Here is a 26504-nt window from a genome sequence, read left to right on the forward strand (position 1 = left end):
CTGCCAGCTCCTAGTACAAACCTCTGCCCTTTCCCCGCATGATCAGGAATAGGAAGAAGACGCCCCCGATTGCGTACATGATGATCCCGACCGGGATCTCGACCGGGCTCATGATTGTCCGTGCAACGGTATCGGAAAGAAGCAGGATCGCTGCGCCCATCAGGCCGGCACACGGGATAAGGTACCGGTGGTCGCTGCCAATGATCATCCGGCAGATATGCGGCCCCATGAGGCCGACAAAGCCGATGATGCCGGTGAAGGCAAGGCAGCAGGACGCAGCAAAGGTCGAGATCATCAGACCGGAGAGGCGGAGTCGCTCGACATTGATCCCGAGATTCTTTGCCACGTCATCCCCCGCCGAAAGAGCGTTCAAGTCCCATGCCCTCCGTTCGAGCAGGAAGAAACAGACAATGACAAGAGGGATGAGGAGGAGGACGGCATTCCAGCTTGCCCCCCACATCCCTCCCATCAACCAGACCATCAGTTCCCGGAGTTTCTCGTTGTTGGTGAGGTACTTGAGTGCCATGACCCCGGCGGTGAAGAGGTACCCGATAACGACCCCGGCAAGAATGAGGGTGGACTGCGTTGTCCCCCGCGATTGTGAGATCCAGTAAACGAGGAGCATCGAGAGCCAGCCAAAGACAAAGGCGAAAACAACGATCCACATATCGTAGCTGAGCAGGAAGTACGAGACCAGGACCCCCGGCCCGATTACGATGGCGAGCGCAGCGCCAAACGATGCAGCCGACGAAAGCCCGAGCGTGAACGGGCTCACGAGGGGGTTTCGCAACAGGCCCTGCATGACTGCCCCTGCCCCCGCAAGGCTAATCCCGGTCAGGATAGCGAGGAAGATCCGGGGCAGCCGGAACCCGACAACGATCAGCTCGGCCTGCGGGTTCTGCGGGGCAGGAATCGTGAACGGGACAGCGTCGTACCACGCAGCAACAGCAGGCAGGTGCGTATGCAGGAAGTCCTGGAGGGAGACCGCACAGGAATGGCCGATGGCAAGGACAGTGTCCTGCGGGGTGATGGCGACCGTCCCGATCCCTGCGGAGAGGATTGCCGTCACGATGACGAGAGCCGAGAGCCCCGCAATCAGGGCCAGGCGCCGTGCGCTTCCGGCCTTGTACAGGGTATGGACGGATTCCTTTACAGCCGGATCGGGTGAGCACGTCTCTGGCATAATAGTCCGCGGTTTTTCAGGTTTTTTCCTGTTGGAAAGGCAACAACCGGGCCGGCATTCACATCCCGATACCTTTGACGATCCCGGCAAGCTTGTCGGCCTGCAGGTCTTCGAGCCGGAGGTACTGCGCTCCGAGATCGCCGGCAAGAGCCTGGGCAAGACCGAACGTGACAAAGCCCTGCTCGGAGTCGATCACGAACGAGGGGATACCGGCTTTCTGGATATGGGAGGCCATGCCGCGGGCATCGTCCATCGGGGAACCGGACCCCATGCTGACGTTCGCCTTGCCATCCGAGATGAGGTAGAGCCGGGGGATCGTATGATGATTGATCATCATCTCTCGCATCAGGACCTCGTACGCTTTTGAGAGCCCGTGGGCCAGCGGGGTCTTCCCGCCAACGGGAATCTGTTGCAGGGAGATCCGGGCCAGCTCCACGCTCGATGTCGGGGGGAGGAGGACTTCTGCGCCTTTGCCCCGGAAGACCACGAGGCCGACCCGGTCGCGCTTCTGGTAGGCATCGATAAGTAACGACAGGATGGCACCCTTGACGGCCGTCATCCTCTGCTCTGCACCCATGCTCCCGCTGGCGTCGACAACAAAGAGCACGGTGTTTCCCATCCTGCGTTCCCGCACCTTCTCCCGGATATCGGATGTCCCGATCTTCACGGCGAGCGTTCCTTCCCGTTCCTTCTGGCGGGGCGCAGCGGCCCGGATCGTTGCATCGAGTGCAATATCCGGCCCGGCTCTCTCCGGGATCCTGCTCCGGACATACTTCCCGTCCCGCGATTCCGTGACGCTCCGTCTCCCGTTCCCTTCCCGTTTGAATGAATCGATGCGACGGGGAACGGAGAGGGTCGCAGGGTCTATTGTAAAGGGCTGCCCCTCGGCAAACCGGGTTGTCGCGGAACCGTCCGGCGTTGCGTTCTCCCCGGGCTGATGCGGGTGCCGGTGCTCGGGTTCATGATGGGGCTGCTGCCGCTCGTTTTGCGATTTTTGGATCGACTGCTCCATCTTCTGCCGGTCCATCTGCTGCTCGGAGAACGGCCGCCTCCGCATGCGGTGGGAGAGCACGAGCTCCGCTGCTTCCCGTACATCCTCGTCGTTCACCGCAGTGCGCCCGTTGTATGCCGCAATGGTTGCCGCGGTTTTCATCATCGTGATGTCGGCCCGGTGACCGTCAACTGCCATATCGATACAGACCTGTGCGATCATCTTCACCATAGCATCGGACACTCCTACCCCCGGCAACAGTTCCCGTGCCCGGACGATCCGTTCGCGCAGTTCCTCCTCCTGCGATTCGAAGGATCGGATGAACGCTTCCGGTGCATCGTCGTACTTCTGCCTCCTCCGGATCACCTCGACCCGGGTATCCACATCGCGGATGCCCCCGATCTCCACGCAGAGGCCGAAACGGTCGAGGAGCTGGGGCCGGAGTTCCCCTTCCTCGGGGTTCATGGTGCCGATGAGGATGAACGCGGACGGGTGGACATAGGAGACCCCCTCCCGTTCGACAAAGTTCATGCCCATCGCCGCGGCATCGAGCAGGACATCGACGATATGGTCGTTCAGGAGGTTTACCTCGTCCACGTACAGGATGTTCCGGTGCGCCTGCGCAAGGATGCCCGGTTCGAACTTCACCTCCCCGTTCTTCAGCGCATGCCCGATGTCGAGGCTTCCCACGACCTTGTCTTCCGTTGCACTGATCGGGAGTTCGACGACTCTCATGCGGGCTTTCCCTTCAGGGAGATCCGGGGCCCTCTTCCTGCAGTCCGGGCAAAGCCCTCCCGCATCGGCAGGGTCGCAACCGAAGATGCACCCGTCGACGACCAGCCGGTCCGGGAGCAGGAGGGCAAGCGCCCGGGCTGCGGTTGACTTCGCCGTGCCTTTCTCCCCCTTGATCAGGACCCCGCCGATCCGGGGGTTGATTGCGTTCAGGACCAGGGCCTTCTTCATCTGCTCCTGGCCGACGATGGCTGTGAACGGGTAGATGTCATGGAAGTGGTTCATACGGGGACTTCCCGGCGGGTAATGGTGCGGAACAGTTCCTGCTCGTCCTGCATTCCAGTCCGGACTCCCGCCCGGGTTCTGGCTGGTAATAACTACAATGAGAGATATCTTAACATTTAGTATTACCTGTTTCATTTTCGTACACTCCTGATAACATGATTAACAAAATTATTAACAATAGAAGTATCAGAATTCACGATACGCGGTATCCGGGACAGCCGTTATCCCCGCCCCGGGTGCCCGCCATGGACGGCCAATGAAGATCACTTCTGTTATGTGGGGGTCCTATGCCCCTGTCATGAAACGTGCAGCGGAAACCTGCGCGATCCGGTGTGCCATCTACCCCACCCGGATTCTCGAAGAATCACCGGAGAAACGGGAGGAAGCGGTCGCTTCGATGAAGGACTCCGACGTCATCCTCCTGTACCATACATCCGACCTGTTCTGGGAAGAGCTTGACCGGGAGGTCGAGGAGATCAAAAAGACGGTCCCGGTCATCTCGCTCGGTCCCGATCCGTCCTTCTGGGCCCGGTCCACGGTACGACCGGAGATAGTGACCACCTGTCACCGGTACATCACCAACAACGGGGATGAAAATTTTAAAAACCTGCTCCGGTATATCGACCGGGAACTGACCGGCACTCTCTCTCCGGTGGATCCCCCCGCCGATGTACCCTGGGAAGGACTGTACCATCCCGAAGCACCGCAGGTGTTTTCCGGCGTGGACGAGTACCTTGCCTGGTACGGCAGTCGTGCAGGGGATAAGTACCGCGTTGCCCTTGTCTTCTCCCGTACATCGTGGGCGGCGGGAAACGTGGCACTCGAAGACCAGCTCATCGCAAGCCTCGAAGCCGAAGGCCTTGCCGTTATTCCTGTCTTCACCTACGCGATCCGCGACGATGCGCTCGGCGCCCGGGGCATGGACGAGGTGGTGTCCGATTACCTTGTCCGGAACGGGACCCCCCTTGTCGACGCGATGGTCAAGCTCATCCCGTTCCTCTTTGGCTCGGTACGGGGCAGCGGCCCTTCCCCGGCCGGGACTTCGGCCGGGATCGGGCTGCTCCGGTCCCTTGACATCCCGGTCTTCTCCCCGGTCGTGACCATGTACATGGATCTTGCCCAGTGGCAGGCATCGGACGGTCTCAGCAGGGATGTCGGCTGGTCGGTAGCCCTGCCGGAGTTCGAAGGGGTGATCGAGCCGGTCTTTGCCGGGACCAGCCGGAGCAAGCCCGATGGCGGCAAGACCCGGGAGGCTGTCCCGGACCGGTGCGCGAAGATCGCCCGCAGGGTCCGGAAGTGGATAATGCTTGCAAAAAAACCGGCAGCCGACCGGAAGGTTGCGTTCATCCTGAACAACAACCCGTGTGCCGGCACCGAGGCAAATATCGGCGGGGGATCCAACCTCGACACGCTGGAGAGCGTTGCCCGTATCCTTGCCCGCATGGCGGAAGCCGGGTACCGGGTTTCGCCTCCGGCATCCGGCAAAGAGCTTGTCGATGCTATCCAGGAGAAGAAGGCACTATCGGAGTTCCGGTGGACAACGGCGCAGGACATCGTTGCCTGCGGGGGGGCCCTCGACCTGATGGACCTGGATACGTACCTGCCGTATTTCAGATCGCTGCCTCCGGTGGTCCAAAAGAACGTGGCAGGGACCTGGGGCGAGCCTCCCGGGGAAGGGATGGTGCTGGGCAACCGTATGCTGATTACGGGAATATCCCTTGGCAATGCCACGGTGCACGTCCAGCCCAAGCGGGGATGTTATGGATCGCGGTGCGACGGAACCGTCTGCAAAATACTCCACGATCCGAAATGCCCGCCGCCGCACCAGTACCTTGCCACGTACTACTGGCTCGACCAGGTCCGAAAGGCCGACCTCATCGTCCACGTGGGCACGCATGGCAGCCTCGAATTCCTGCCGGGCAAGGGCACCGGCCTCTCGCAGGAGTGTTTCCCGGACATCGCTGCCGGTAACCTGCCCTGCCTGTATATCTATAATTCCGACAACCCTGCGGAAGGAACGACCGCCAAGCGGCGCGGTTATGCCGTCCTGGTCGACCACATGCAGGCAGTCATGACCGGCAGCGGGCTGTATGACGAGCTTCTCGAGATCGACAGCATCCTTTCCGAGTACGAGACTGCCCGCCACGACCCGGCCCGCGCCCACGCCCTCCAGCACCAGCTCACCGAAGCCCTGATCCGGGCGAACCTGGACAAGGATATGCACCTGGATCACGGGATGCCCCTCGATGTCATGGTGGCGAAGGCTCACGAAGCGCTCTCGAAGATCCGCAATACCCGGATCCCGTCCGGCATGCATGTCTTCGGCAGCGTTCCCGCAGGTGCGCAGCGGGTGGAGTTTGTCAGCTCCGTCATCCGGTTCGATAACGGCCCCGCGTCACCCCGCCGACTCATTGCGGGGGTCATCGGGTCTGACCTGGACGAGCTCCTTGAAGGGCAGGACCGGTATTCTGAGGATCGCGGGATGTCGTACGGCGCCCTGCTCGAAGAGGTTGACCGGGAGCTGGAGCGTTTTGTCGCTGCCGTACTCGACGATCCCGCGGTCCCGGCTGCCCTGGTCTTCGGCAGGAGGATATCCGAAGGGCAGGTGGAGGCCCTCGATATCGTGAGGGATCGGGTGATCGACATCAGCCGGCGGATCGACGAATCACGGGAGACAGATTCCCTCCTGCACGGTATGGACGGCCGCTATGTCCCGGCAGGCCCCTCGGGCCAGATCACGCGGGGGCACGAGGACGTGCTGCCGACCGGCCGGAACTTTTACTCGCTGGACCCGCACCGCGTCCCGACCCAGGCCGCATGGCGGGTGGGGCAGCGCCTGGCAGACGCTCTCATCGAGAAGTATTCGCGCGAAGAAGGTACCGTTCCCGAGAACATCGCCTTTTACTGGATGGCTGGCGACATCATGGCGTCCGACGGGGAGATGTTTGCCGAGATGCTCTGGCTGATCGGCGCCCGCCCGGTCTGGCAGAAGAACGGGCAGGTCAGGTCTTTTGAGATAGTCCCGCTCCACAAGCTCGGCCACCCCAGGATAGACATCACGGTCCGGACTACGGGGATCCTGCGGGACAACTTCGCCAGCTGTTACGAGCTGCTCGACGATGCTATCCGGGCCGTTGCCGCGCTCGACGAACCTTCCGAGAAAAACTTCGTCCGCCGCCACACGCAGAAGAGCATGGTCGAGACGGGGGCGGGATTCCGGGATGCAACGATCAGGATCTTCTCCTCGCGGCCGGGCTCGTACGCAAGCGGCGTCAACCTTGCCGTGCTCTCAAGCGCATGGAAGACGCAGGCCGACCTCGCCGATATCTTTGTGGCGTACAACGGGTATGCCTATGGCCGGGACATTGCGGGAAAGGACGCCCATGAGCACCTCGCGGCAAGCCTTTCGACCGTCTCGGTCACGTTCAACAAGATCCAATCCGACGAACATGACCTCCTCGGCTGCTGCTGCTACTTCGGCACGCACGGTGGGTTCACGGCGGCAGCCCGGCATTACTCGGGCAACAACGTGAAGCCCTATTACGGCGACACCCGTGAACCGGAGAACGTCGAGGTGCGGGACCTCGGCGACGAGATCCGCCGGGTTGTCCGGACCCGGCTCCTCAACCCGAAATGGATCTACGGCATGAAGGATCACGGGTATAAGGGGGCTTCCGATATCATGAAGCGGGTGACGCGGGTCTATGGCTGGTCGGCATCCACGCAGGAAGTGGACGACTGGATCTTCAACGATATTGCCGATACGTTTGTCAACAATGAGGAGATGCGGGACTTCTTTGAGCAGAACAACCCCTATGCCCTCGAAGAGATTGCCCGCCGGCTTCTCGAAGCCCATACCCGCAGCCTCTGGGATGCAGATCCCCGGGTGCTGGACGAGCTGAAGAAGAACTACCTTGAGATCGAGTCCTGGATGGAGGACCGGTCCGGGCAGGGGGATTACCAGGGCGGCACCGTGGATGTTGTTACCATGGACGACAATCCCTTATGGGGCGACGCGATGAAAGATATCCTGGAAAAAGTCCATGCACGACACCAGCGGTAATCAGAGCGGGGATGGCCGGCGATGAACGCGATCGAGACCGAAGGCCTGACCAGGTATTACGGGGATCTCTGCGCCGTGGACAACCTGAACCTCTCGGTAGATAACGAGATCTTCGCCCTGCTTGGCCCCAACGGTTCCGGCAAGACGACAACAGTGCTGATGCTGACAACGCTGCTCGCCCCGACGAAAGGCAGGGCGAGCGTCTGTGGGTACGATGTCCGGCGCGAGGGGGAAAAGGTGCGGCGTGCACTCAGCTACGTGCCGCAGGACATGGCGGTGGACATCAAGCTGACCGGCCGGGAGAACGTCCGGTTCTTCGCAGACCTGTACGGTGTGCCCCATGCCGCGGACCGGGTAGACGAGGCACTGGCCGTGATGGAACTGACCGACCGGGCCGACGACCTCATACGGACCTACTCCGGGGGAATGCGCCGGCGGCTCGAGCTTGCGCAGGCCCTTGTCCACGAACCGTCCGTCCTCTTCCTCGATGAGCCGACCATCGGGCTCGATGTAGCGGCCCGGAAACGGATCTGGGAACACATCCGCTCGCTCCGCAGGAAGGGCATGACGGTCTTTGTCACCACCCACTACATGGACGAGGCGGACCAGTTCTGCGACCGCGTCGGGATCATCAGCCAGGGCAGGATCGCGGCGCTCGGGACGCCTGCCGAACTGAAAACGCGGCTGATGAAGGACGTGATAACGGCCAGGGTCGAGGGCCCGTTTACCCCGCCGGAACTGGAGGGGACTGCCTTTGTCGGCAGGAATGGCGACGAGGTATCGTTCACTGCCGCGAACGGGAGACTGGCGCTTCCCCTCCTTGCCGATGCGCTGAAGAACAATGGGTGCGTTGTCCGGTCCATGGCGCTCCGGGAACCGACCCTCGACGACGTCTTCCTGCAGGCCGTGGGCCGGCAGGAGGAGCCGCAGGGATTCGCGTTCGACAAGTTCCGGATCATGCTCAGGAGGAGGAAATGAACGGTATTGTCGCCTACATGAAACGGGATTTCCTGAAGTGGGGCCGCGGCAGGGTGGCTGTGGTCTCCTCGCTCGTCATGCCGGCGGCATGGCTGGTCTTTGTCGGGCTTGCCCTGCCGGTGCAGTTCACCGGCAACTATCTTGATTTCATCGTGCCGGGCATCCTGGTCATGACCATGCTCACAGCCGGCCTCTCCGGGGGAGCACTCCTGATGTTCGATAAGATCCTCGGCTTCCTCAACAAGTTTTTGGCCCTGCCGGCTCCCCGGAGCAACATCCTTATCGGGAAGATCCTCTTCATCACCGGCCGCGGGCTGGTCCAGGCAACCATCATCCTGGTCATCGCGCTCCTGATCGGGGCGAGCCTGCTTGACCCGGTACAGTACGGCATCACGTATCTCGTGCTCTTCCTCTTCGGGGTCCTGATCTCCGGTTTTGCAACAACGATCGCGCTCTATCTCGAAGACCATGACTCCTATGCTGCATTCAACACCATGATCTCGATGCCGCTCTTCTTCACGTCGAGCGCCCTGATGCCGTACAGCGTCATGCCCCCATGGCTCCGTACCATCGCGCACCTCAACCCGCTCAGTTATGCGATCGATGCAGTACGGGAGGTGACTGCCGGGGGCTTCCCGGCAGGAGCGATCCTCCTTCTCCTTGTATTGGATGCTGCGTTCCTGGCAATCTGCCTGCGCGTTTTCCGCAAGGTTACCATCTGACTCAATTGCGGGCCGGAGGGGATGTTTTCCCTGTTTTTTGGGGAAGACCCGGATCCGGCAGGATAATTCTTCAATAATCGTCCGATAATGTCCGAAGGAACTATTCTTCGATCGCGATGGTTGTGAGCTTCACGGACTCGACGCCCTTGTGTGCCATCAGCTTCTCGGCAAGGGCCTTGAGTTTGGTCCCGTCGCCATGGACAAGGATCACTTCAAGGCAGCGCTGTTGTGTAACATGGGAGTGAAGTGAGGCCTTGATGATATCGTGGTAATCGTGCTCGATTTCCATAATGGTCTGCAGGAGGTTTCTCTGCTCGTGGTCGTAAACCATCGTGATGACTCCCTCCCGCTCACCCTTGACATCGCTCATCCACTTGTAATACGTAATATACGTCCGGATTGCATCGCGTATGCCTTCCGAACGTGAGGAGTAGCCGCGGTAGTTCAGGATCTCATCGAACTTTTCGAGCAGGTTCTTCGGCAGCGAGATGCCGATCCGCGAGAGGTCGTCGTCCATGGTCATGGGGTATCAGTGATGGGAATATCATAATTACTTGGTCTTAAGGATTTTGAACAAACGCGGATATGCGTTGTACTTGGTAATACAATAAATAACGAAAACCATGGTTTTTATCGCCTGGCCTGTGCGAAAGTGTTCTGGCTCTCGTACGCTGCCAGTCTGCATCCCGGCTGCCGGATCCACTCCCTCAAAGCACACGACCGGATCTGATGGCCCCGTCTTCGCATCCCTGTTCATGAAGCAATACCGGTAAGCGGAGTCGGACACTACTATGGGGATAACAAAGAAGGCACCGGAGAAGACCATAACAAAAATCCGGCAACAAAAACCGCAGGGAAACCTGTCGCCAAAAAAAGAATCTTTCTTCCGTACCAGGTTCCCTTTTTCTGTCTTACCGCCGCTTCTTATCCCATATTCCGGGCGCTGGTGAGAGTGCGGCTGCTACGCTCGTTCCCGATGCAATAGGACTTCTCTTCCGCGTTCATGTGAATACCGATGACTTTCGCATCAAACGTAATTCAGGACACCCCCTCCCCTTCATGTCTCTCAAATCGATCCTACCCCCCTGCCCCGTGGGAGGGGGGTGTCCGTGATACCCCTCCCCCCGTTTGCCGGAAGAGACCTCCCGCTTCCCGGTTTGGGGAGGGTTACGCTGCCATCTCTCCGCCGGAAGTCTGGTCCGGAAAAACCGTGCAATAATGCACAACTCCCAAAAATGAGGCGGGGGGGTATCCGGCATACCTCCCCCCCATGGTGCGTTCCGGTCGGATCATACCCCCCCGCCCGGGGCCTGGAGGGTATACCTGATACCCCCAGCTGCGACCGGAAATTGCGGGAACCGGGGGGCTGCCGGGCGGTCGTATTGCTGTGGTTTTACGTCGGCCGTAAATAGTGAGGGTCAAGGGTGGGGCCGGGACCGGTTGGCGGGGGGTGTGCGGGAGACCCCCCTGCCAGTTCCCGGATCGGGCCCCCTCCCCGCCCCACCACAAGTACCTGCGTGGTATGTTGTTCAGACAATTCACGTAGCACCAGGTACCAATGTTTTCTTAATGGTGCATAAAAAACGTGAAAATCCGGGCCGAATTTTAATTTTATCGCCAAATCGAGGTTGTAATGACAAAAAAGGATTAATATAAGCACGTTTTTAGTATCTGCTATGCCAGCAGGAATCATGGTACCCGGGCTCCACTATCCTGTCCCTGTTTGCCAGGCGCTGGAGGAGGACGCGGCACGCCGCATTCTTGAGCTCGTCCTCATTCTTGCCTCATTGTTCCTGCTCGATATCGTGACAACGGAGATCATCCTCCTGATGGGTGGCATCGAGCTCAACCCGTTCATGGTCGCCGTGGTTGCGCATCCCGTGATCCACCTGGCGCTCAAGGGTGCAATCCTGGCAGTGATAGTTATCGTTGCACTGGTTGCAGAGATGCGGGTGCAGGGCTCGGGCGTGTTCTTTTACTGCCTGCTTATCACGATGTACATCTTCGTTGTCGTGAACAACGTGTTTGTGATCCTGCCGCAGGTACTGGCGTGAAACGGGAGTTGGTATAGGAGCAGTTCAGAACTGCCCGGGTCCAAAAAGAGATGATGGGATGTGTGCAATTAACCGGGATCAGAACTCTTCTGCTATTCCGTAACCCCAGCGGTAGAGTGTTGCAATGGGATCGTTTTTCGGGAACAGGTTGCAGACAAGTCCTTTTCCCCTCAGGAAGCGCTCTGCGGTTGCCGGTGAGACCGGCATGATCTTATCTTTTACTGTACGATCGGTTGACCAGAGATGGAGGTAGTAGGTGATCCGTTTTTCCGGATCGGTGTGGATGTAGAGATCTTTCCCTTGGTGCTGGAACCCGTTGGATCTCTTCTGTGGCCGGGGGGCTGCATAGAGGCACTCATCAAACTGCGTGTCGATCTCGGCTCTCCTGCTGCCATTAAACAGTGTTGTCTTCATTCCCACAACTCCCGTTGTACCGGGAATCGGTTTCCCCGCCGTTCCAGGTACAACGATTGTTTATTTGTCTTGTCGAAAGTGCGGGTGTTTCTGGAGGTCCAGGCATACCCTGTATATTATGTTGGATTCGGATACACATAAACTTTTTTATTATTGTATGAAAAAATATGTAAAATTTTTAAAAATGTGATACTAATTAAATGTTGCAGCCTGCAAACACACGTCCAATTACTATACAGACTATCACAGGTCCGGTGCCCTGCCGGATCCGGGTTTCCGGTAGTTCATGTAGAGCTGGTTGTGCTGCCTTGCCCATTTCATCATGGGACCGAGCACCTCGCGGAGTTCCCTCCCATGTACTGTAGGATGGTACTCTACTCGCGGCGGGACTTCGTCATAGGAAATGCGCCCGATCAGCCCGGTGGCGGAATGACCGGCGCCAGGAGACATTCTGTCTTATTGGCAAGCATATAGATGGTAAGGAAAAGATCCGGGTGGAAGGGTACCATGCATTTGACCTTTCAGATATCCCAAAATGATAATCCCGGCCCCTGACGGTTCCTGTTTCAACCAGGGGCCTGACACGTATGGGTTCAGGATGATGTCGTTAGCGTTCTCATCGTTCGAGATTCCGGACACCCCCTTCCCCACTTCTCTTTCGGTCCGATCATACCCCTTAGCCGGAACAGCTGAATATTCCAGTAATCCCTTTCTTTGTAGTATAGTGGGCTTAGTCTGTCATTTATGATTATACGGGTGGGGGGAGGTAGCACCCCCTCCTGGGGGCAAGGAGGGGTGGATAAGGGATCCATCATTTGGATTTTAAAACAGTATGGTTGGGGGAATCTTCAGCTGGGGGCGGAAGGACTATGACAACGATACCGTTGTGATCCGGACGGACTCAATCCCCTTCTTTTCCGCCAGTGAATCGGCCAGTTCACGAAGTTCCGTACTTGTTCCCCTGACAACCATGATCTCTACCCGGCGTTCTTCCGATACCTGTCGCATGAAGATTGTCTGGATTGCGTCCCTGTACTGATTCCGGATATCGGAAATGAACTCAGAAAGATTCGCGGTCCTGAAATTGTAGACGATTGTAATGACACCTTTACGGAGGCCCGTTGAATCGGAAATCCACTGGTTGTTGATGGTATAGATCCGGATAGCATCGCGTATGCCTTCGGAACGGGATGTGTATTGTCGGTATTTCAGGATTTCATCGAATTGCCCGAGCAGGTTATTGGGGAGGGATACTCCAATACGGCAGAGATCGTCTTCGGTTATCATGGTTATAGGTAGTCTCTCTTTTCTCTCCACCATTTCAATCTTATGAAATCTTATTTTTTTAATACTATGTAAGAATACTATACATAATCTCAATTACTATCCGACCGGTTTATACCGGATATCTTGAGGTCTTCATGATTGTTCTCCGGGTGGGTGCCGTAGCAGGTTCCGGGATATCGTCCAGCATCGGCAAAAATCTCCAATATCCTTATAAATGTAATATATAATCATACAAAAAAGAAAAAACTTAATACTTTATATGCTGAATTTTGTACGGTGACGGAATCTGAGCCTCACCGGAAATCACTCCGATGTTCACGGGTTTCTCCCAGTCTACTGGCGAAAGGTAATTTTTGCACGTCCCTTTTTTTATATCGCCCATGAAGAACCCGGATCCCGTTTTCTTGTCGGATTGACCGATGAATTCGGCGATCAGCGATCTCTGGCACGCCACGGTCCGGGATTACCGGCGTCATAATCCCCCTCTCATTCAAATACCACGACCTGCCCAGAGTAGAGTGCCTGCCTGCAAGATTCCGTTTCCGGCCGGGGAAAAATGTGCCGCTGTGGATTTCAGTTCAGTTGTCTCCGGTGAGCCCGATAGCGGTTTTTTGGAGGATGCAACAGAGCGGGCAGCCGGTGTCCATGTCCAGAAGCTCCAGGACTGTTCTGGTTGCCATGGGGATCGCCCGGGCAACCTCATCGGAAAGGTCAATTTTCAATTCAGGCCAGGTATTCTCCCGTGGCTGGCACCCGATAATCGTGATTTTGATATGCGGAGCAAGATCGCTCAGAGCTGCGATTATCCCCCCCGGCTGCGCATCACGGATACCGGCAGGAACGGGATATGACAGGTTGAAAACACGGATTGTCCCGGGTTGTGCACCAAAATCGGCGCAATCGATGACGATAAGGTGTTTTGTGGCAGCCGGATCGAGGATATCGAAGATCATTGCCGGCCCGCTGGTCCCGGCATCGATTATCCTGATGTTCTCCGGGAAGTAAAATCTCTGCAAGGCTTCGGCAACAGCAGGCCCGAACCCGTCATCGCCAAAAAGCGGGTTGCCGCATCCTGCGATGACTGTCTCAGTATACAGAAGAAATTCCCTGTTATCGGTATCCCCTTTCATCGGGCCATCCCCATTATGTCATTTTGCATATAATGTTATTAAATTTTGCTACGTTTTAATAAATTTTTAATACTGTGCCTTTGCAATACTGGGTTATGTATGATGTGCCCGGACAAGGCCAGGACTCCCTTTTGCGTATGATTAATGGACACGAAATATGGCTGGAGGTTGCACAGCGCGCTGATCGCGGCTTGGATATCGAGATACTCTACGGGGACTGCATGCGTACAGACGGCAGTATCGACATGTCCCGGATCGTGTCCCGGGTATTTGATCCGGATGGATTGGAGATTATACCGGAAATGAAGAGCGTCGATACGCGCCATTTCCTGGAACTGAAGGCAGTCAAAGACGGGTATTATACATCGTTTGCCGATCTCAATCCGGTGCTTATATCCATTTCCCAGACTGCCGGTTGCAAACTCGGGCCCCGGAGGTGTTATGATGATATCGTGTATGCCGGAGCGTTTCGCCAGATGGCAAAAATCATCATTCCTTTCGGCAATACCGGGGGCGCCCCTCCCGGGCACCTTCATGGAATCCTCGACATTATTCCCCGGTCCGCACATCTGGTTGCCGGAAGGGAGATTGCCCTTTCCCTGGTGTACGAGGGAAATCCGGTTTCCGGTGTCTGCGTGGAAGCCGTTTCAAAAGAGCAGGGCCGTATCGCTGCACGGGGGAAAACGGGTGCAGACGGGATTGTTTGTCTCCCGGTTTCCGGCCCGGGTACCTGGATGTTCCTCGCCCGCCATCGGGACCGTGCAAAATCGATGGCAGATGAATTCGATGAAACGGTCTTTGTCACGACCCTGGTTATGGGGACTGTTCCTGTATGATCGATAGGATCGCCGCCGATCCTGTCCGGTATCACGGTGTCCGGGTAAAGATAGAATAATGTATATTGTATCACTTCTTAATAATATTTTATTTATTCATCATACGTGGTGTTAATATGATTAAGAAAATTATTAAAAAAATCCGGGGGGGAGAACGGCCGGATACCCATGAGATACTAGCGCTCTTCCATATCACGCGCGACGAAGATCTCGCCAGCCTGAGCAGGGCTGCATTCCTGATTAAGAAGGAGCATGGAAAGACCATCAAGCTGACCTCGACAGTCCATCTCACCAACCAGTGCCAGGTTACCCCAAAATGCCATTACTGCGGTTTTGCCGCAGGGACCTCTCCTTCCGGTTATTTCCACCCGTTTTTCAAGACCGATGATGAGATCCGGGAAGCAGTAATGAATATCGGGAGGTCGGGCATACCCCGGGTAAGCTGCTCCGGTGCACATGGATATGGGGGCAGGCAGGCCGTGAATGCCGCCCGGATCGTCAAGGAAAATTCTTCGCTTGAACTTCTGATCAACGTGGGTTCCGATCTTACGAAGGAGTCCGTTGCATCTCTTGCACGCTATGGGACAGACACGGTCTGCTGCAACCTGGAGACGGTAAACCGTTCCATTTTCCATGCAATAAAACCCGGTGAGACCCTGGACCGGCGTATAAATGCCTGCCGGATGATCTCGGACAACGGGATCGAGCTCTCCTCTGGTCTGTTGATTGGTATCGGTGAATCCTGCGAAGACCGGGTACGGCACCTGGACTATCTCTCCGCTTTCGATACTCTCGGGGAGATCCCCATCATGGGGTTCAATCCCTATGCCGGCACACCCATGGAGAATCATCCCCCGTGTTCCCTGAAGGAGCAGATCAAGACGATTGCCATCACAAGGATCCTCTACCCGGAGATACGGATCACCGTTCCGACCCCTACGATAGGCCCGGAGAACCTGAAGTACCCGCTCCTTGCCGGGGCAGACAATGTGGCAACAGTGATTCCGGATCAATACCCCCTCCCTATCAAAGGTGTGGGGTCGCCGGCCTTTGGAACCCTGGCCGGGGTGCTGAAGGTAATCCGGGATCTCGGCCTGGATCCCCAGATAACCCGGCAGGAAATCCGGCACGACGCCGGTCTGCCTACCCTGAGCTGAGGTGGCCCTCGTGTTTATGGAGGATCTGATACGGGGAGCATACCATGAATCCCTGGCAGGCGCCCGCAAAGGCGATACCGATGCTGAACTGGAAGCAATCCGCCATTATATCCGCGGCGCAAGGACCATCATCGTTCCTAATCGTAACACCGTCAAGATATCCGTTATCAATACCGTCCTTGCCGAATTCGGGCTGCCCCGTGCCGTTCACCTGCACTGTGACACCAACTGCTGCGATATAAGCCGGATGCCGGCACTGACGAAAGCGCTTATGGCGCTTGATATATCGGGGTGCGACCTGGTCATTGCCCGGGGACGATTAGGCATGCCCGGATCGGGATCGATGCTTGTAATCCTCGACAACCGGGGCCGGATACTGACGGCGGGACTCTCGCCATCCCACAGTATCCATAAAAAACCCGTGGAACTGGCCGTCCATGATGAGATGGTGATGGCGCTGGAGCGTATCGGGCTCACCAGTCAGTTGGAGAGGCAGGATCCGTAATGGCAAGATCTTCTCTGCCGGAATACGGTATCACCCATGCGGTGCGTACCTGCACCTCCCGCGTAATGCTGGCCCATGTGATGAACTCCGTCATATCGACCAAGGCCCGGGCAGTGGCCGCCTGGCTGGCCGATCGCGGACGGGAACCCCGCAATGCTCTCATCATCGGAACGTATCTTACCGGCGCGGGAATTGCAAACAGGCTTATCGGAAAATGCCCGGTAACCGTCCTTGATGTCCATCCTCACCTGAACTGCCTGCTCCACCCGGGAGTATCGTTCACTACCTCTCTTGAAGAAGTAACGGGCCGGACCTGGGATTTTGTCATGGATACCAGCGGGATTGGGGGTATATCCCCGGAGGATATCCATCGTCTTCCCCGTTGCAGGACATTCGTGACAGAGGACCCGGCATCCGACGGGAGCGATACGATGATCCGCCAGGTACGGCAGTGCTGGGAGAGAGCCGGGAGTATACGGGCTGATGAGAAGGGCATCCTGCATACCAGCGGTCTGGCTGCGAAAACGTCCGGGACAATGACTCTCTCGATGGGCGTGCTACGGCATGCCATGGCCGCCGCGCATCGGCAGGAGGGGGTCCTTTACTGTACCGCACCGATGGAATTCTCCGAACGGATCCTTTTTGGGGACCGGGACCCTGCACGTTTTTTCGAGAGCCTGGAACGCCCTGCGCTTACCGTTTCCTCGCTGACAGATGTGGATTGCGATGCCCTTGTCTGGGGAACCCTTGAACGGCTGAAGTCATATGTTGCCGGTGTCCGGGGAGGTGATATGCTTGAAGGCAACGACATTGTTCAGAAATGTGGAGGAAATCATCCCCTTGGATCTGTCGTTGGCGGGAGATCGGGTTGGTTTTATCGGCCCGGGAGACGCTGACGGCCTGGCAGTCCGACACATCCTCATCTCTCTTGATTATCCCCTGGAAAAGGATCTTGGCGGGACAGATCTGGGGGAGTATGATCTCCTTATCCTGCACCATCCTCCGGTATGCGAACCCGAGATCCCTACCTACGTCATTCATTCCAACTGGGATGTGCTGGAGGGAGGTGCGTGCGACGCACTGGCGGATTGCCTCGATATCGCGGTCGACGGTGTCATGGATCCCGCGACCGGGATTGGGAGAACCGGTACAATCCGGGGCGGACCGGTGCCCCTCTCCCGGTTCACGTGGGAGGTCATGGGTAAACTCCGGACGGATGATATCAGGATTGTCAATTACCGGCATGACTGCAGGATCGGGTCGGTCGGCCTTGTTTCAGGATTCGGGTTATCACCCGATCTCATTTCCCTTGCAAAGGAGTGCGGCGTCGATCTTTTCCTTTCGGGGGATCTCACTCATAAGGGAGCGGTACTGGCACAGAATCTTGGCATCGTACTGCTGGATGCCACCCACCAGGCGACCGAACTCCCCGGGCTTTTCCGCCTGGCTGAGGTGATCTCCCGTGCCGGCCGGGTTACGGTACGGCTGGCCGAATCATCCCGTCCATGGAGGTCCGCGGCCCTGAAACATAATTTTTAACAGAATCCGGCGTGCAAAAACGATATCCTCTTATTTTTTTACCGCTGCAACTACATGTTCCCCCAGCATCCTGCCTTTCCGGTATGCCTCATCGAGAATTTCAGGGAACCTGTTCAGGTCTTTTTTCCCATCCATGTCCCGCACCAGGATTTCGTCAGTGAGGGGACAGTCGATGATATCGCAGAATGCCAGAGCTGACTGCCTTACCCCATCGAAGTTATCCGGGAGGTTCATTCCTGCAATGGAGATGAAGAGAGTATTCCGGTATTTCCGTTTTTCCGGTGCGACAAGCGGGGAGTTCCGCAGGTATTTTGCACAATAAAAGACCTGAAAGCGATCCATGAATGATTTGAGGGCGCCGGGGACTCCCATGGTCATGACCGGTGTAGCGATGATGAGACTGTCGAGTGAGGCGAAGAGCGGATAGAGGCCGGTGATGCCGTCCTGCAATTTGCACCTGTCATTGTCGCGGCAGAAGTAGATCTCGCGGCATGGCGAAAATTCGAGTGACGGCACAATGACTGTCGTAACAGTGCATCCCGCCTCCCGCGCCCCGGCCACAGCGCGGCTGAGAAGCAGGGCCGTGTTTCCCTGCCGGCGCGGGCTGCCGAGGAGGGCGCAGATTGCTGGCTTTTCGTTATTTCCGGGTGACATTTCCGGATTTGTTATTACATTTTTTACAATATTTAATACTTTATGTTATCTCAATTGAAAATAACCGGTATCGTCCCCCTTCCCCGCCAGAATGGTTAACACAGGGCGAAATCATCTTATGTTTTTAAAAGGGTCTTCAATGCCAAAAACTATAATTTTCCGGACTGCAAGGGATCCTATCATATTGTATTATGAAAATATGATTTTGTAACATTTATTCATAAAATATGGTGAAATATGGATCTGGCAGAGATGGAGAAGAGGAAGGCGCCATGGGGTGACGTTACCCTGATCGGGCTTGGCAGGCTTGGTCTGAGGACTGCCCTGAACCTGATGCAGGCGCACCGGGGAGGCCCGTCCCGCATCACGGCAATAGACGAACAGACAATATCGCCGGACGACCTGATCTTCCGGTCCCTCGGTGGCATCGTGGGGGAGTATAAGGTCAGTTTTCTTGAAAAACTGGCCGGTCGCGGGTTTGGCAGGGATATCCAGGGAATTCCCCTCTATATCTCAGAAGAAAACCTGGACCTGATTCGCGGCGATGTGGTATGTATCGAGATCGCCGGGGGCGATACCCTGCCGGTGACCGTACAGATTATCAGGCACGCCCAAAAGAACGGCATCGCGACAATCAGTACCATGGGGGTTTTCGGTGTCGGGGATGTGCCAGTACGGGTCTTGGAGATCGATGAAGCAGATATCAAAAATCCTATTGTTGATTACCTCAGGCAGAATGGAGTGAAGAATCACCGGCTTGTCGGCACCGGCAAGCTGATCCGGGACTGGGAGCCGGTCATCCCACCGGTCCTGGACCGTGTATCGCTTGCCATGGCATCAGAAATCTTAAAAATGCTTCACGAAAAGAGATCATGATCCGCATTGCCACGGCCGAATGTTTCACCCATGGGCTGGTCGGGAAAGAGATCCATGCGCTCTCCCGGGGTTATCCGCTGGATTTTGGGTGGCGTCCCGATCCCGCGCTCCCCTGCGTCTCGCTGGTTGCAGCACTCTTCATTCCCACCCTCTCCGGTGTCCACCATATCCTCGGCATCAGGCCGGTGCCGCCATTCGAGGTCATCGATGATATCAAGGTGTACGACCAGCAGGGCGACGAGATGATGGCGCTGAAGATGGCGGAGGCGGTCCGGGAGATAACGCAGGCCGATATCGGCATCGGCACGACAGCCGGCATCGGGAAAGGGGGAATCGCCGTTGTCACGACGGAGATCAAACTGCTGACAACCTCCGGGATCGATGCCGATCTCCGATCATCGCCTGCCGGACGCATTCTCGAACGGCAGGCACATGGCGTTAAGAAAACCCTCCATACTCTGGAATGCCTGCTGATGAACCGGATTCCCCCTGAGTGCGGGGAGGATTTTCTCCGGCTTGATTAATATTTTCTCCGTCTGCTGGCAATTTCTGTTTTGTACCGGTGAGAGAGTATACCGGATGAGTGTGTAATAAACGGGGTTTACCGACAATCCTTCAGCATATATGTGAGTAGTTGCCGGCGACAATATTTACTGCCGGAAACCGGGGTAATCTTCTGAGTGCCTGACTGAATACTATTCGGACCCGCTACACAGGGACTTGGCCAGGAGATGCCGGCAGTCCGTGTTCTCTCGGGTAATTACTCGAACATCTTCCGCATGCAGCGCTTGATGATCCCGTCTGCCGCCGTTGCTCCCATGATGGTCTTGAGTTCCCGGGTCAGCGCCTGGGCAGCGACCAGATCCGTGTGACGGATTTCCCCGCTGTTGATCCACTTCAGGTAATCCCCGTCAATCCCCGAGAGGGTGGCGAGCGCGGCATCGAGTTCTCCCTGACCCTCCCGGATATGCATGGAGCGGGCGCTCTTTACCAGCAGTTCCGGGTTGATGGCCTTCAGCATTCCGTTGACGCCCGATGTCTCGACAAGCGATGCGATCGTCTGAAGAGTCAGGAGGATCTGCTTCTCGACCATCTCCGGCGGAGCCTTTATTACATTTATCCCAACGTCGAAATAATCGATGATGCCCGAGACGGTGACTGCCGTGACAAGCGATCCCATGTCCGAGACGGCAGCGGATACATCGGCAGGGACAACATATGCATCCTTCCCGCAGCTCTTCGCCAGGGCAACGCACTTCTGGATCTGTGCATCTGTTGCAAGGTCGAGATCGTTGGTGGCATGCCCGCTGATCACATAGTGGCCGTGCTTCGGGGTACCGGGCACAGCGGCCGGGTGCAGGGAGGTGATCCCCACATCCTTCCGTTCGAGCCGGATTTCCCGTTCCAGTACGTACCAGACGACGACGGGGGAGACGGTACAGGTCGTTGCAATGATGCCGTCCGGCAGGAGATGTTTGACAATATTCTTGGCGATACGGAAGGTGCTCTTCCCAAAGGGCGTGAAGAAGACCGCGATCTCGGCATGGCGGGCTGCTTCCGTATCGTCGGAAGTGACCTTCACGCCGGCCGTCTCGACGGCTTTCCAGTGGTCGGCCGTGAGCATGTTCCGGTTCGGTTCCGCGAGGTACGTCTCGTGGCCGGCCTTTGCAAATTCCATTGCCATCCTGCTCCCGCCAAATGGCGGCTCTCCCCCGAATACCAACGGGAGATTCAGCTGGTTCACGTAGAGATCCTGGTTTCCGGCACCGTACACTGCAACTTTCATGGATTCACCAAAACCCTGTTCGGGCAGAGAAATGTTGGTAATACTTTGTATAAAGATTGTAGCACGGATTAATACGTGTTAAGTAATTTGTATAAAATTTTATATACAATGCTGGCGAAGACCTAACCGGATTATCCCGTGTTCAGGTGATCGTGTGTCCGATATTGTCCGGGAAGCAGCCCGTAATGCCGATGCAGCGTGGGAGTTGTCGCGGATGAAAAAGGATCCCGCGGAGATCGTCAGTGCGGTCTCCGAATTGCACCGGGAGGAGGCGATCGCGCTCGGGAACAACTTCAAGCGGTTCCCGCTGGGATGCGACCTTACGGAGATCTTTGTCGGGACCTGTGCATCCGATATGGAAAAGATCGATATCCTGGGCAATTGCCAGCTCTCCGATGCCATCGGGGCATCCATCCATGTCTGTGCCTATGCGTTTGCCGATATTGCCGAAGCGCACGGTATGAAAGGCATTGACCTGTACCGGGAAGTGCGGGAACTTACCGAAGTCCCGCTCGATCTGGATCATTTCGGGAGTTTCGGGCCCATGAGGCTCCCCAAGGATATCATCGGCTGCCAGGGACAATGTTATAATACCGGGCCCCCGTTCTCCGGCTGTCCGCGCGACCGGATCCATTCCCGGCTGCTGGACAAAGAAAAGGAAGCGATCGCTGACCGGGAAGAGTGGGTGAAGATCTCCTCATCTGTTGCAGTGAACGTGAGTTGTGTGCAGGGCGCACAGGGTCATGCTGCCCCGCTCGAAGAGGCGCGCGAGATCGCAGAACTGGCAATAAAATTCGGTAAGGTGGTTGAGGCGATCCTCTTCGTGGGCGATGGGGACGAGGATCTGCTACGCGGGTTTACTGCCGCACTGGAACTGGGTGCCGACGTCTTTGTCATCGAAGGCGGCCCGTTCAATTGTGCAAAAAACCGCCTGGATGCTTTTGCCCGCGCGGTTGCAGCCGCACGCATCCTTGCTCCCGGAAAGGTCGTGGCAACCAATGGTGCGTACGAGGATGAATGCCGCATCGGCCTTCGAGCAGGGCTCAACGCGATCATCACCGGGTTCCCGAAAAACCATCACGGGTACATGTGCGGGTATGCCCCGGGAACGGCCCGGCGGGGAAATTTCGGTTTGCCCCGGGTGCTCCGGATAATCCGGGAGGAAGTACGGGACGGGCAGACGCGGGCTCCGATAATGAAGGAGGAGGTGGAGGCGTTGGCCCGTGCAGTCAAGATCGTTGGCCCCGAACATGTCTACCCCGAAAAGATCGGGGATTGCGCTGTCGGTGACGCCCACTGGGTCTGCCTGCAGTCAACGCCACTCTACCACCGGGTCGGGATTTCAAAGACAGCGGCCGGTATTTCCTCAATGGCAAAAGAGGGATTGCTTGGCGATACTGTTGCGCTTCTTGGCGGCAGGTTCGTCTCATGGGTCCTTGCCCGGGAACTGGAAGGGTATGTTGACCGGATTATTATCAGCGACACCGATCCCCGGGTTGAGAACGTGACGGTTGAGAACCTCCGGGGCGCCCTCAGGATGGATATCGAGCAGGGCGGGTCTGACGATCGGTTGTCGGCCAGCCGGTCTGATGCCGCGATCGTCTGTTCAACAATCCCTTCAATTAACCGGAAGATTTCCCTGGGTGTCAGGAACCCGATCTCCCTTCTTTGATCCACCCGGCCATTTTTCCAGGAAGAGTCCGTTATTCATATCCTGTCTTCTGTACGGGCCCCGGTCGATAGATGGAAGATACAATAGCGGATATCAAATCAAAAAATATATTACTGAATAAGTAGAGTCGATCATACTACTTGTAAAAGTCGTAAGATTATATGCTACTTCTTTTACAGGTATTGGGAAAAATTGTTACACTGTTAAAAATACGTGATAACGTGTTTTACATGGATTTGGCAGCGTGACAATGCGGAGAATTACAATGAGCATAAAAAAAGTTGCAATACTCGGTGCAGGATGTTATCGTACCCACGCAGCCGCGGGAATCACGAACTTTGCACGAGCCTGTAAAGTTGCAGAGCAGGTTGGAAAGCCGGAAATTTCCATGACCCACTCAACCATCATCATGGGCGCGGAACTCAAGTACCTGGCAGGAATCAATGATATCACGGTATCGGATCCCGTTTTTGACGGCCAGTTCACCGTGATCAAAGACTTCGATTACAAAGAAGTCATGAAAGCCCACAAGAGCGGCAATCCCGAATCGATCATGCCGCAGATCCGGAAGAAAGTGAAGGAAGTGGCAAAGGACCTGCCCAAGCCCCCGAAGGGTGCGATCCATTTCACCCACCCCAAGGATCTCGGGATGAAGGTCACGACCGATGACCGGGAGGCTGTCAGGGATGCGGACTGGATCATCACCTGGCTCCCCAAGGGAGACATGCAGAAAGCGATCATCGAGAGGCACGCGGATGTCATCAAGGACGGCGCCATCATCACCCATGCCTGCACTATCCCGGCCACCAAGTTCCACCATATCTACGATGAACTGGGCCTGCTCAAGAAGAAGAACGTCCAGGTTTCCTCGTATCATCCCGGTGCGGTACCGGAGATGAAAGGGCAGGTCTTCATCTCTGAAGGGTATGCATCTAAGGATACTATCGACCAGCTGATGACGATCGGGAAGACCGCACGCGGCGAGGCATTCACGCTCCCGGCGGATATGCTCGGACCTGTCTGCGACATGTGCGCAGCACTCACCGCTGTCACCTATGCCGGTATCCTGACCTACCGTGAATCCGTCATGAACGTACTTGGAGCACCGGCCGGATTCACGCAGATGATGGCTAAGGAATCTCTCGAGCAGATCACGGCGCTCATGAACCGGGTGGGCATTGACAAGATGGAGGAGCACCTCAACCCCGGCGTATTCCTCGGGACCGCAGATTCGATGAACTTCGGTGCAGTTGGCGAAATTCTGCCCCCTGTTCTCAAGGCACTCGAGAAGCGGAAGAAATAATCCATCCCCCTTTTTGTTCACCTCGGTAATTATGTCCGGGCCGCATCCATGAATCCCCTTTTTTTGCACCATCACGACCATGCTGTCCCCCCTGATGCACCGGGAGGAAAGATCGCAGGGTCTTCCCCGTTCACTATCGCGGTCTCGGGAAAAGGCGGTACCGGAAAGACGACGTTTTCCGCGCTCTTAATCCGGGAACTGGTTTCGCTGGGCGAGAGCCCGATCCTTGCCGTGGATGCGGACCCGAATGCAAACCTCCACGAAGCACTCGGCCTTGTAGTGGGCGAGACGCTCGGGTGCATGAGAGAAGACGCTTTCAACCGGCAGATCCCCGGTGGAATGGGCCGCAAGGAGTACCTCCGCTACCGGTTCCAGCAGGTGCTTGTCGAAGCCGAGCACCTGGACCTGGTTGCGATGGGGCGGCCGGAAGGACACGGATGCTATTGTTTTGCCAACGATGTTCTCAGGGAATCCATGCTGCAACTCGGGCAGCATTACCGGTTCCTGGTCATCGATACCGAGGCAGGGATGGAGCATATCAGCCGGGGTACTATCGGGCACCCCGACCTGCTCCTGATCGTAAGCGATCCCGGTGCCCGCGGCCTCCGGACAATCGTGCGAATCCGGTCGATTGCCGCCCAGCTGGGCCTTGAGGACGGCCGTATCCATACCGTAATCAACCGGTTCAGGGGCGATCTGGCTCCTGTCGGGATCGGGGATCGGGATCCGCTCTGCGTGATCCCGTATGATCCAGAGATCGAACAGGCCGACCTTGCGGGTGAGCCGGTTTCCCAGATCGCTACCGCGAGCCCTGCCCGTACCGCGATCCGGGATCTTGCCCGGAAAATCCGGGAAATGGCCCGGAACGAACCCGGATGAAAAAATGTCCGCTGGAGGGGGTCGCCCATGGGCGATCCAGTCATTCCCGCCTGTCTGGGTCAGATCGGTTTTCCCTGGCGGAAGGGGATCGGCGGTGTTCCGTTTGCCGGGGAATTCTGTATAATCCTTGATAATCTGGTGAGTTTCATGGTGGCTGTAACCGAAGAGATCGAGTTCCAGGGTCATATCATCGATTCATCGATCCTGCCAAAAGCTCTGGACACGATCATCGACATGAAAGGATCCTTTGAGATCCTGCGGCTTGATGTGGGGAAAAAGAAGAAGGATGAGAGTTATTGCCGGATCCTTGTCCGGGGTCCTAGTAAATTATTTGCCGAACTGGAGAACCAGGGAGCACTTCTTCCCAGGACAGAAGTGAAAACCAGGGCCGCTCCGCGTGACGGCGTACTGCCGGACAATTTCTATGGGACAACCCCTCACCCGACCCGCGTCTTCCTCAAAGGCAGGTGGAGGGAGGTTAAGGATATCGAGATGGACTGCATCATTGTCATCGATAAGGGAAAACCCGTTTGCCGGAGGCAGGGTATTGTCAGGAAAGGGGATCGTATCGTCACCGGTTTTGCCGGCGTGAAGGTCGAGCCGCCCCAGCGATCGCGGTCGCCTGCCAATATCTTTGGTTTTATGTCAAGCACGGTCTCTCCTGAAAAGCCGGTCAATGCCATGATAAAAGACCTGGCACGGGAGATGAAGAAGATCCATGACCGGAACGGTTCCATCATCCATGTCATGGGGACGGCAATGGCTCATACCGGGGCAGACAAGGCCCTGCAGGACCTGATCGGGCTGGGATATGTCCAGGCTCTCTTCACAGGGAACGGCTTCGCTGTCATGGATGTGGAGAAACAATTGTTCGGGACCACGCTCGGGATGGACGGCAGGACCGGCAGGGTCCTTATGAGTGGCTATAAAAGTCATCTCATTGCAATAAACGAGATCCGCAAGGCAGGCAGCATACGGAAGGCGGTGGACAAGGGGGTACTGAAAAGCGGCGTGTTGTTCGATTGCGTGACAAAGAAGATCCCCTTTGTGATTGGGGGCTCACTGAGAGACGACGGCCCCCTGCCGGACACCATCAGCGATGTCATGCGGGCACAGGACGAGATGAGGACCTTTGTCAGGAAAGCGGATATGTGCATCATATGCGCATCCATGCTGCACGGGATCGCTGTCGGCAACATGCTCCCTTCGCGGGTGAAGACCATTGCCGTGGATATCAATCCCTATGTCGTGACGCGCTTACAGGACCGTGGAACGACTCATGCACTCGGTCTCGTAACTGATCCGGCGATCATGCTCCCCCGCCTTGTGCGGGAGATCCAGTTCCTTGAATCGGGCATCCCTGAATGAGTGAAAATCTGAAGAAGAGAACGCGGGGTCCGGATAAAACGCATTGCCCGCCCGTGAAAACCGGGGAATGCCCGGGGGGCATTTCCCGGA

General features: G+C 56.7%; 24 protein-coding genes. 15 read left to right on the top strand and 9 right to left on the bottom strand.

Annotation, left to right across the window (positions count from 1 at the left end):
- Positions 1-10 precede the first annotated feature (10 nt).
- Complete coding sequence (locus METFOR_RS04215; protein ID WP_015284866.1) at positions 11-1183, bottom strand: FecCD family ABC transporter permease; 1173 nt, start codon at positions 1181-1183, stop codon at positions 11-13.
- A gap of 58 nt (positions 1184-1241) precedes the next feature.
- Positions 1242-3191, bottom strand: a complete 1950-nt coding sequence (locus METFOR_RS04220; RefSeq protein WP_048110801.1) for a putative cobaltochelatase — start codon at positions 3189-3191, stop codon at positions 1242-1244.
- A gap of 256 nt (positions 3192-3447) precedes the next feature.
- On the opposite strand from METFOR_RS04220, the gene cobN reads away from it, so the two are divergent.
- Genes cobN through METFOR_RS04235 form a run of 3 tightly spaced genes read left to right on the top strand, consistent with a single transcriptional unit; the run spans position 3448 to position 8954 of the window.
- Entirely contained in the window at positions 3448-7254 is a 3807-nt protein-coding gene (gene cobN, locus METFOR_RS04225) for a cobaltochelatase subunit CobN (RefSeq protein ID WP_015284868.1), read from the top strand.
- 21 nt (positions 7255-7275) lie between these two features.
- Positions 7276-8232, top strand: a complete 957-nt coding sequence (locus METFOR_RS04230) for a daunorubicin resistance protein DrrA family ABC transporter ATP-binding protein (protein WP_015284869.1) — start codon at positions 7276-7278, stop codon at positions 8230-8232.
- Entirely contained in the window at positions 8229-8954 is a 726-nt protein-coding gene (locus tag METFOR_RS04235; RefSeq protein WP_015284870.1) for an ABC transporter permease, read from the top strand. The genes METFOR_RS04230 and METFOR_RS04235 overlap by 4 nt, the downstream gene beginning before the upstream one ends.
- A 100-nt stretch (positions 8955-9054) precedes the next feature.
- Here the strand turns inward: METFOR_RS04235 and nikR are convergent, their stop codons facing one another.
- Complete coding sequence (gene nikR, locus METFOR_RS04240; RefSeq protein WP_015284871.1) at positions 9055-9477, bottom strand: nickel-responsive transcriptional regulator NikR; 423 nt, start codon at positions 9475-9477, stop codon at positions 9055-9057.
- Between the two features lie 1153 nt (positions 9478-10630).
- Between nikR and METFOR_RS04250 the strand changes: the two genes are divergently transcribed.
- Positions 10631-11008, top strand: coding sequence for a DUF5658 family protein (locus METFOR_RS04250; protein WP_148277591.1), 378 nt, complete (start codon positions 10631-10633; stop codon positions 11006-11008).
- Positions 11009-11086: 78 nt separating this feature from the next.
- Here METFOR_RS04250 and METFOR_RS04255 read toward each other — a convergent pair whose 3' ends face one another.
- The 4 genes from METFOR_RS04255 to frhD form a co-directional block, all read right to left on the bottom strand.
- On the bottom strand, positions 11087-11422 hold the full coding sequence (locus METFOR_RS04255; RefSeq protein WP_015284874.1) for a hypothetical protein: 336 nt from the start codon (positions 11420-11422) through the stop codon (positions 11087-11089).
- Between the two features lie 243 nt (positions 11423-11665).
- Positions 11666-11872, bottom strand: coding sequence for a winged helix-turn-helix transcriptional regulator (locus tag METFOR_RS04260; protein ID WP_083883393.1), 207 nt, complete (start codon positions 11870-11872; stop codon positions 11666-11668).
- A gap of 417 nt (positions 11873-12289) precedes the next feature.
- Positions 12290-12742 (bottom strand): ribbon-helix-helix protein, CopG family, encoded by a 453-nt coding sequence (locus METFOR_RS04265; RefSeq protein WP_015284875.1) that lies wholly within the window; start codon positions 12740-12742, stop codon positions 12290-12292.
- Between the two features lie 545 nt (positions 12743-13287).
- Positions 13288-13839, bottom strand: a complete 552-nt coding sequence (gene frhD / locus METFOR_RS04275) for a coenzyme F420-reducing hydrogenase, FrhD protein (RefSeq protein WP_015284876.1) — start codon at positions 13837-13839, stop codon at positions 13288-13290.
- A 137-nt stretch (positions 13840-13976) separates the two neighbouring features.
- Between frhD and METFOR_RS04280 the strand changes: the two genes are divergently transcribed.
- From METFOR_RS04280 to METFOR_RS04300, 5 genes are all read left to right on the top strand, one after another.
- A complete protein-coding gene (locus METFOR_RS04280) occupies positions 13977-14675 on the top strand; it encodes a DUF4198 domain-containing protein (protein ID WP_158491347.1) in 699 nt (232 codons plus the stop codon).
- A 116-nt stretch (positions 14676-14791) separates the two neighbouring features.
- On the top strand, positions 14792-15832 hold the full coding sequence (hmdB, locus tag METFOR_RS04285) for a 5,10-methenyltetrahydromethanopterin hydrogenase cofactor biosynthesis protein HmdB (protein ID WP_015284878.1): 1041 nt from the start codon (positions 14792-14794) through the stop codon (positions 15830-15832).
- 16 nt (positions 15833-15848) lie between these two features.
- Entirely contained in the window at positions 15849-16337 is a 489-nt protein-coding gene (locus tag METFOR_RS04290) for a DUF3236 domain-containing protein (protein ID WP_015284879.1), read from the top strand.
- Entirely contained in the window at positions 16337-17233 is an 897-nt protein-coding gene (locus METFOR_RS04295) for a DUF1188 domain-containing protein (protein ID WP_015284880.1), read from the top strand. The genes METFOR_RS04290 and METFOR_RS04295 overlap by 1 nt, the downstream gene beginning before the upstream one ends.
- Entirely contained in the window at positions 17178-17876 is a 699-nt protein-coding gene (locus METFOR_RS04300; protein WP_015284881.1) for a Nif3-like dinuclear metal center hexameric protein, read from the top strand. Before METFOR_RS04295 ends, METFOR_RS04300 begins: the two co-directional genes overlap by 56 nt.
- Before the next feature lie 30 nt (positions 17877-17906).
- Here METFOR_RS04300 and METFOR_RS04305 read toward each other — a convergent pair whose 3' ends face one another.
- On the bottom strand, positions 17907-18530 hold the full coding sequence (locus METFOR_RS04305) for a flavodoxin family protein (protein ID WP_015284882.1): 624 nt from the start codon (positions 18528-18530) through the stop codon (positions 17907-17909).
- Positions 18531-18767: 237 nt separating this feature from the next.
- On the opposite strand from METFOR_RS04305, the gene METFOR_RS04310 reads away from it, so the two are divergent.
- Both METFOR_RS04310 and METFOR_RS04315 read left to right on the top strand, forming a co-directional pair.
- Positions 18768-19406, top strand: a complete 639-nt coding sequence (locus tag METFOR_RS04310) for a ThiF family adenylyltransferase (RefSeq protein ID WP_048110806.1) — start codon at positions 18768-18770, stop codon at positions 19404-19406.
- Positions 19403-19930, top strand: a complete 528-nt coding sequence (locus METFOR_RS04315) for a UPF0254 family protein (protein WP_015284884.1) — start codon at positions 19403-19405, stop codon at positions 19928-19930. Before METFOR_RS04310 ends, METFOR_RS04315 begins: the two co-directional genes overlap by 4 nt.
- A gap of 236 nt (positions 19931-20166) precedes the next feature.
- Here the strand turns inward: METFOR_RS04315 and METFOR_RS04320 are convergent, their stop codons facing one another.
- Positions 20167-21192, bottom strand: coding sequence for a H(2)-dependent methylenetetrahydromethanopterin dehydrogenase-related protein (locus tag METFOR_RS04320; RefSeq protein ID WP_015284885.1), 1026 nt, complete (start codon positions 21190-21192; stop codon positions 20167-20169).
- Positions 21193-21346: 154 nt separating this feature from the next.
- On the opposite strand from METFOR_RS04320, the gene hmdC reads away from it, so the two are divergent.
- From hmdC to METFOR_RS04340, 4 genes are all read left to right on the top strand, one after another.
- Positions 21347-22864 (top strand): 5,10-methenyltetrahydromethanopterin hydrogenase cofactor biosynthesis protein HmdC, encoded by a 1518-nt coding sequence (gene hmdC / locus METFOR_RS04325; RefSeq protein WP_015284886.1) that lies wholly within the window; start codon positions 21347-21349, stop codon positions 22862-22864.
- A gap of 265 nt (positions 22865-23129) precedes the next feature.
- Entirely contained in the window at positions 23130-24167 is a 1038-nt protein-coding gene (gene hmd / locus METFOR_RS04330) for a 5,10-methenyltetrahydromethanopterin hydrogenase (protein ID WP_015284887.1), read from the top strand.
- Between the two features lie 48 nt (positions 24168-24215).
- Positions 24216-25046 (top strand): ATP-binding protein, encoded by an 831-nt coding sequence (locus METFOR_RS04335; protein ID WP_015284888.1) that lies wholly within the window; start codon positions 24216-24218, stop codon positions 25044-25046.
- 147 nt (positions 25047-25193) lie between these two features.
- A complete protein-coding gene (locus tag METFOR_RS04340; RefSeq protein WP_148277592.1) occupies positions 25194-26414 on the top strand; it encodes an ornithine cyclodeaminase in 1221 nt (406 codons plus the stop codon).
- Positions 26415-26504: the final 90 nt, after the last annotated feature.

Source organism: Methanoregula formicica SMSP (genome assembly GCF_000327485.1).
GTDB lineage: Archaea > Halobacteriota > Methanomicrobia > Methanomicrobiales > Methanospirillaceae > Methanoregula > Methanoregula formicica.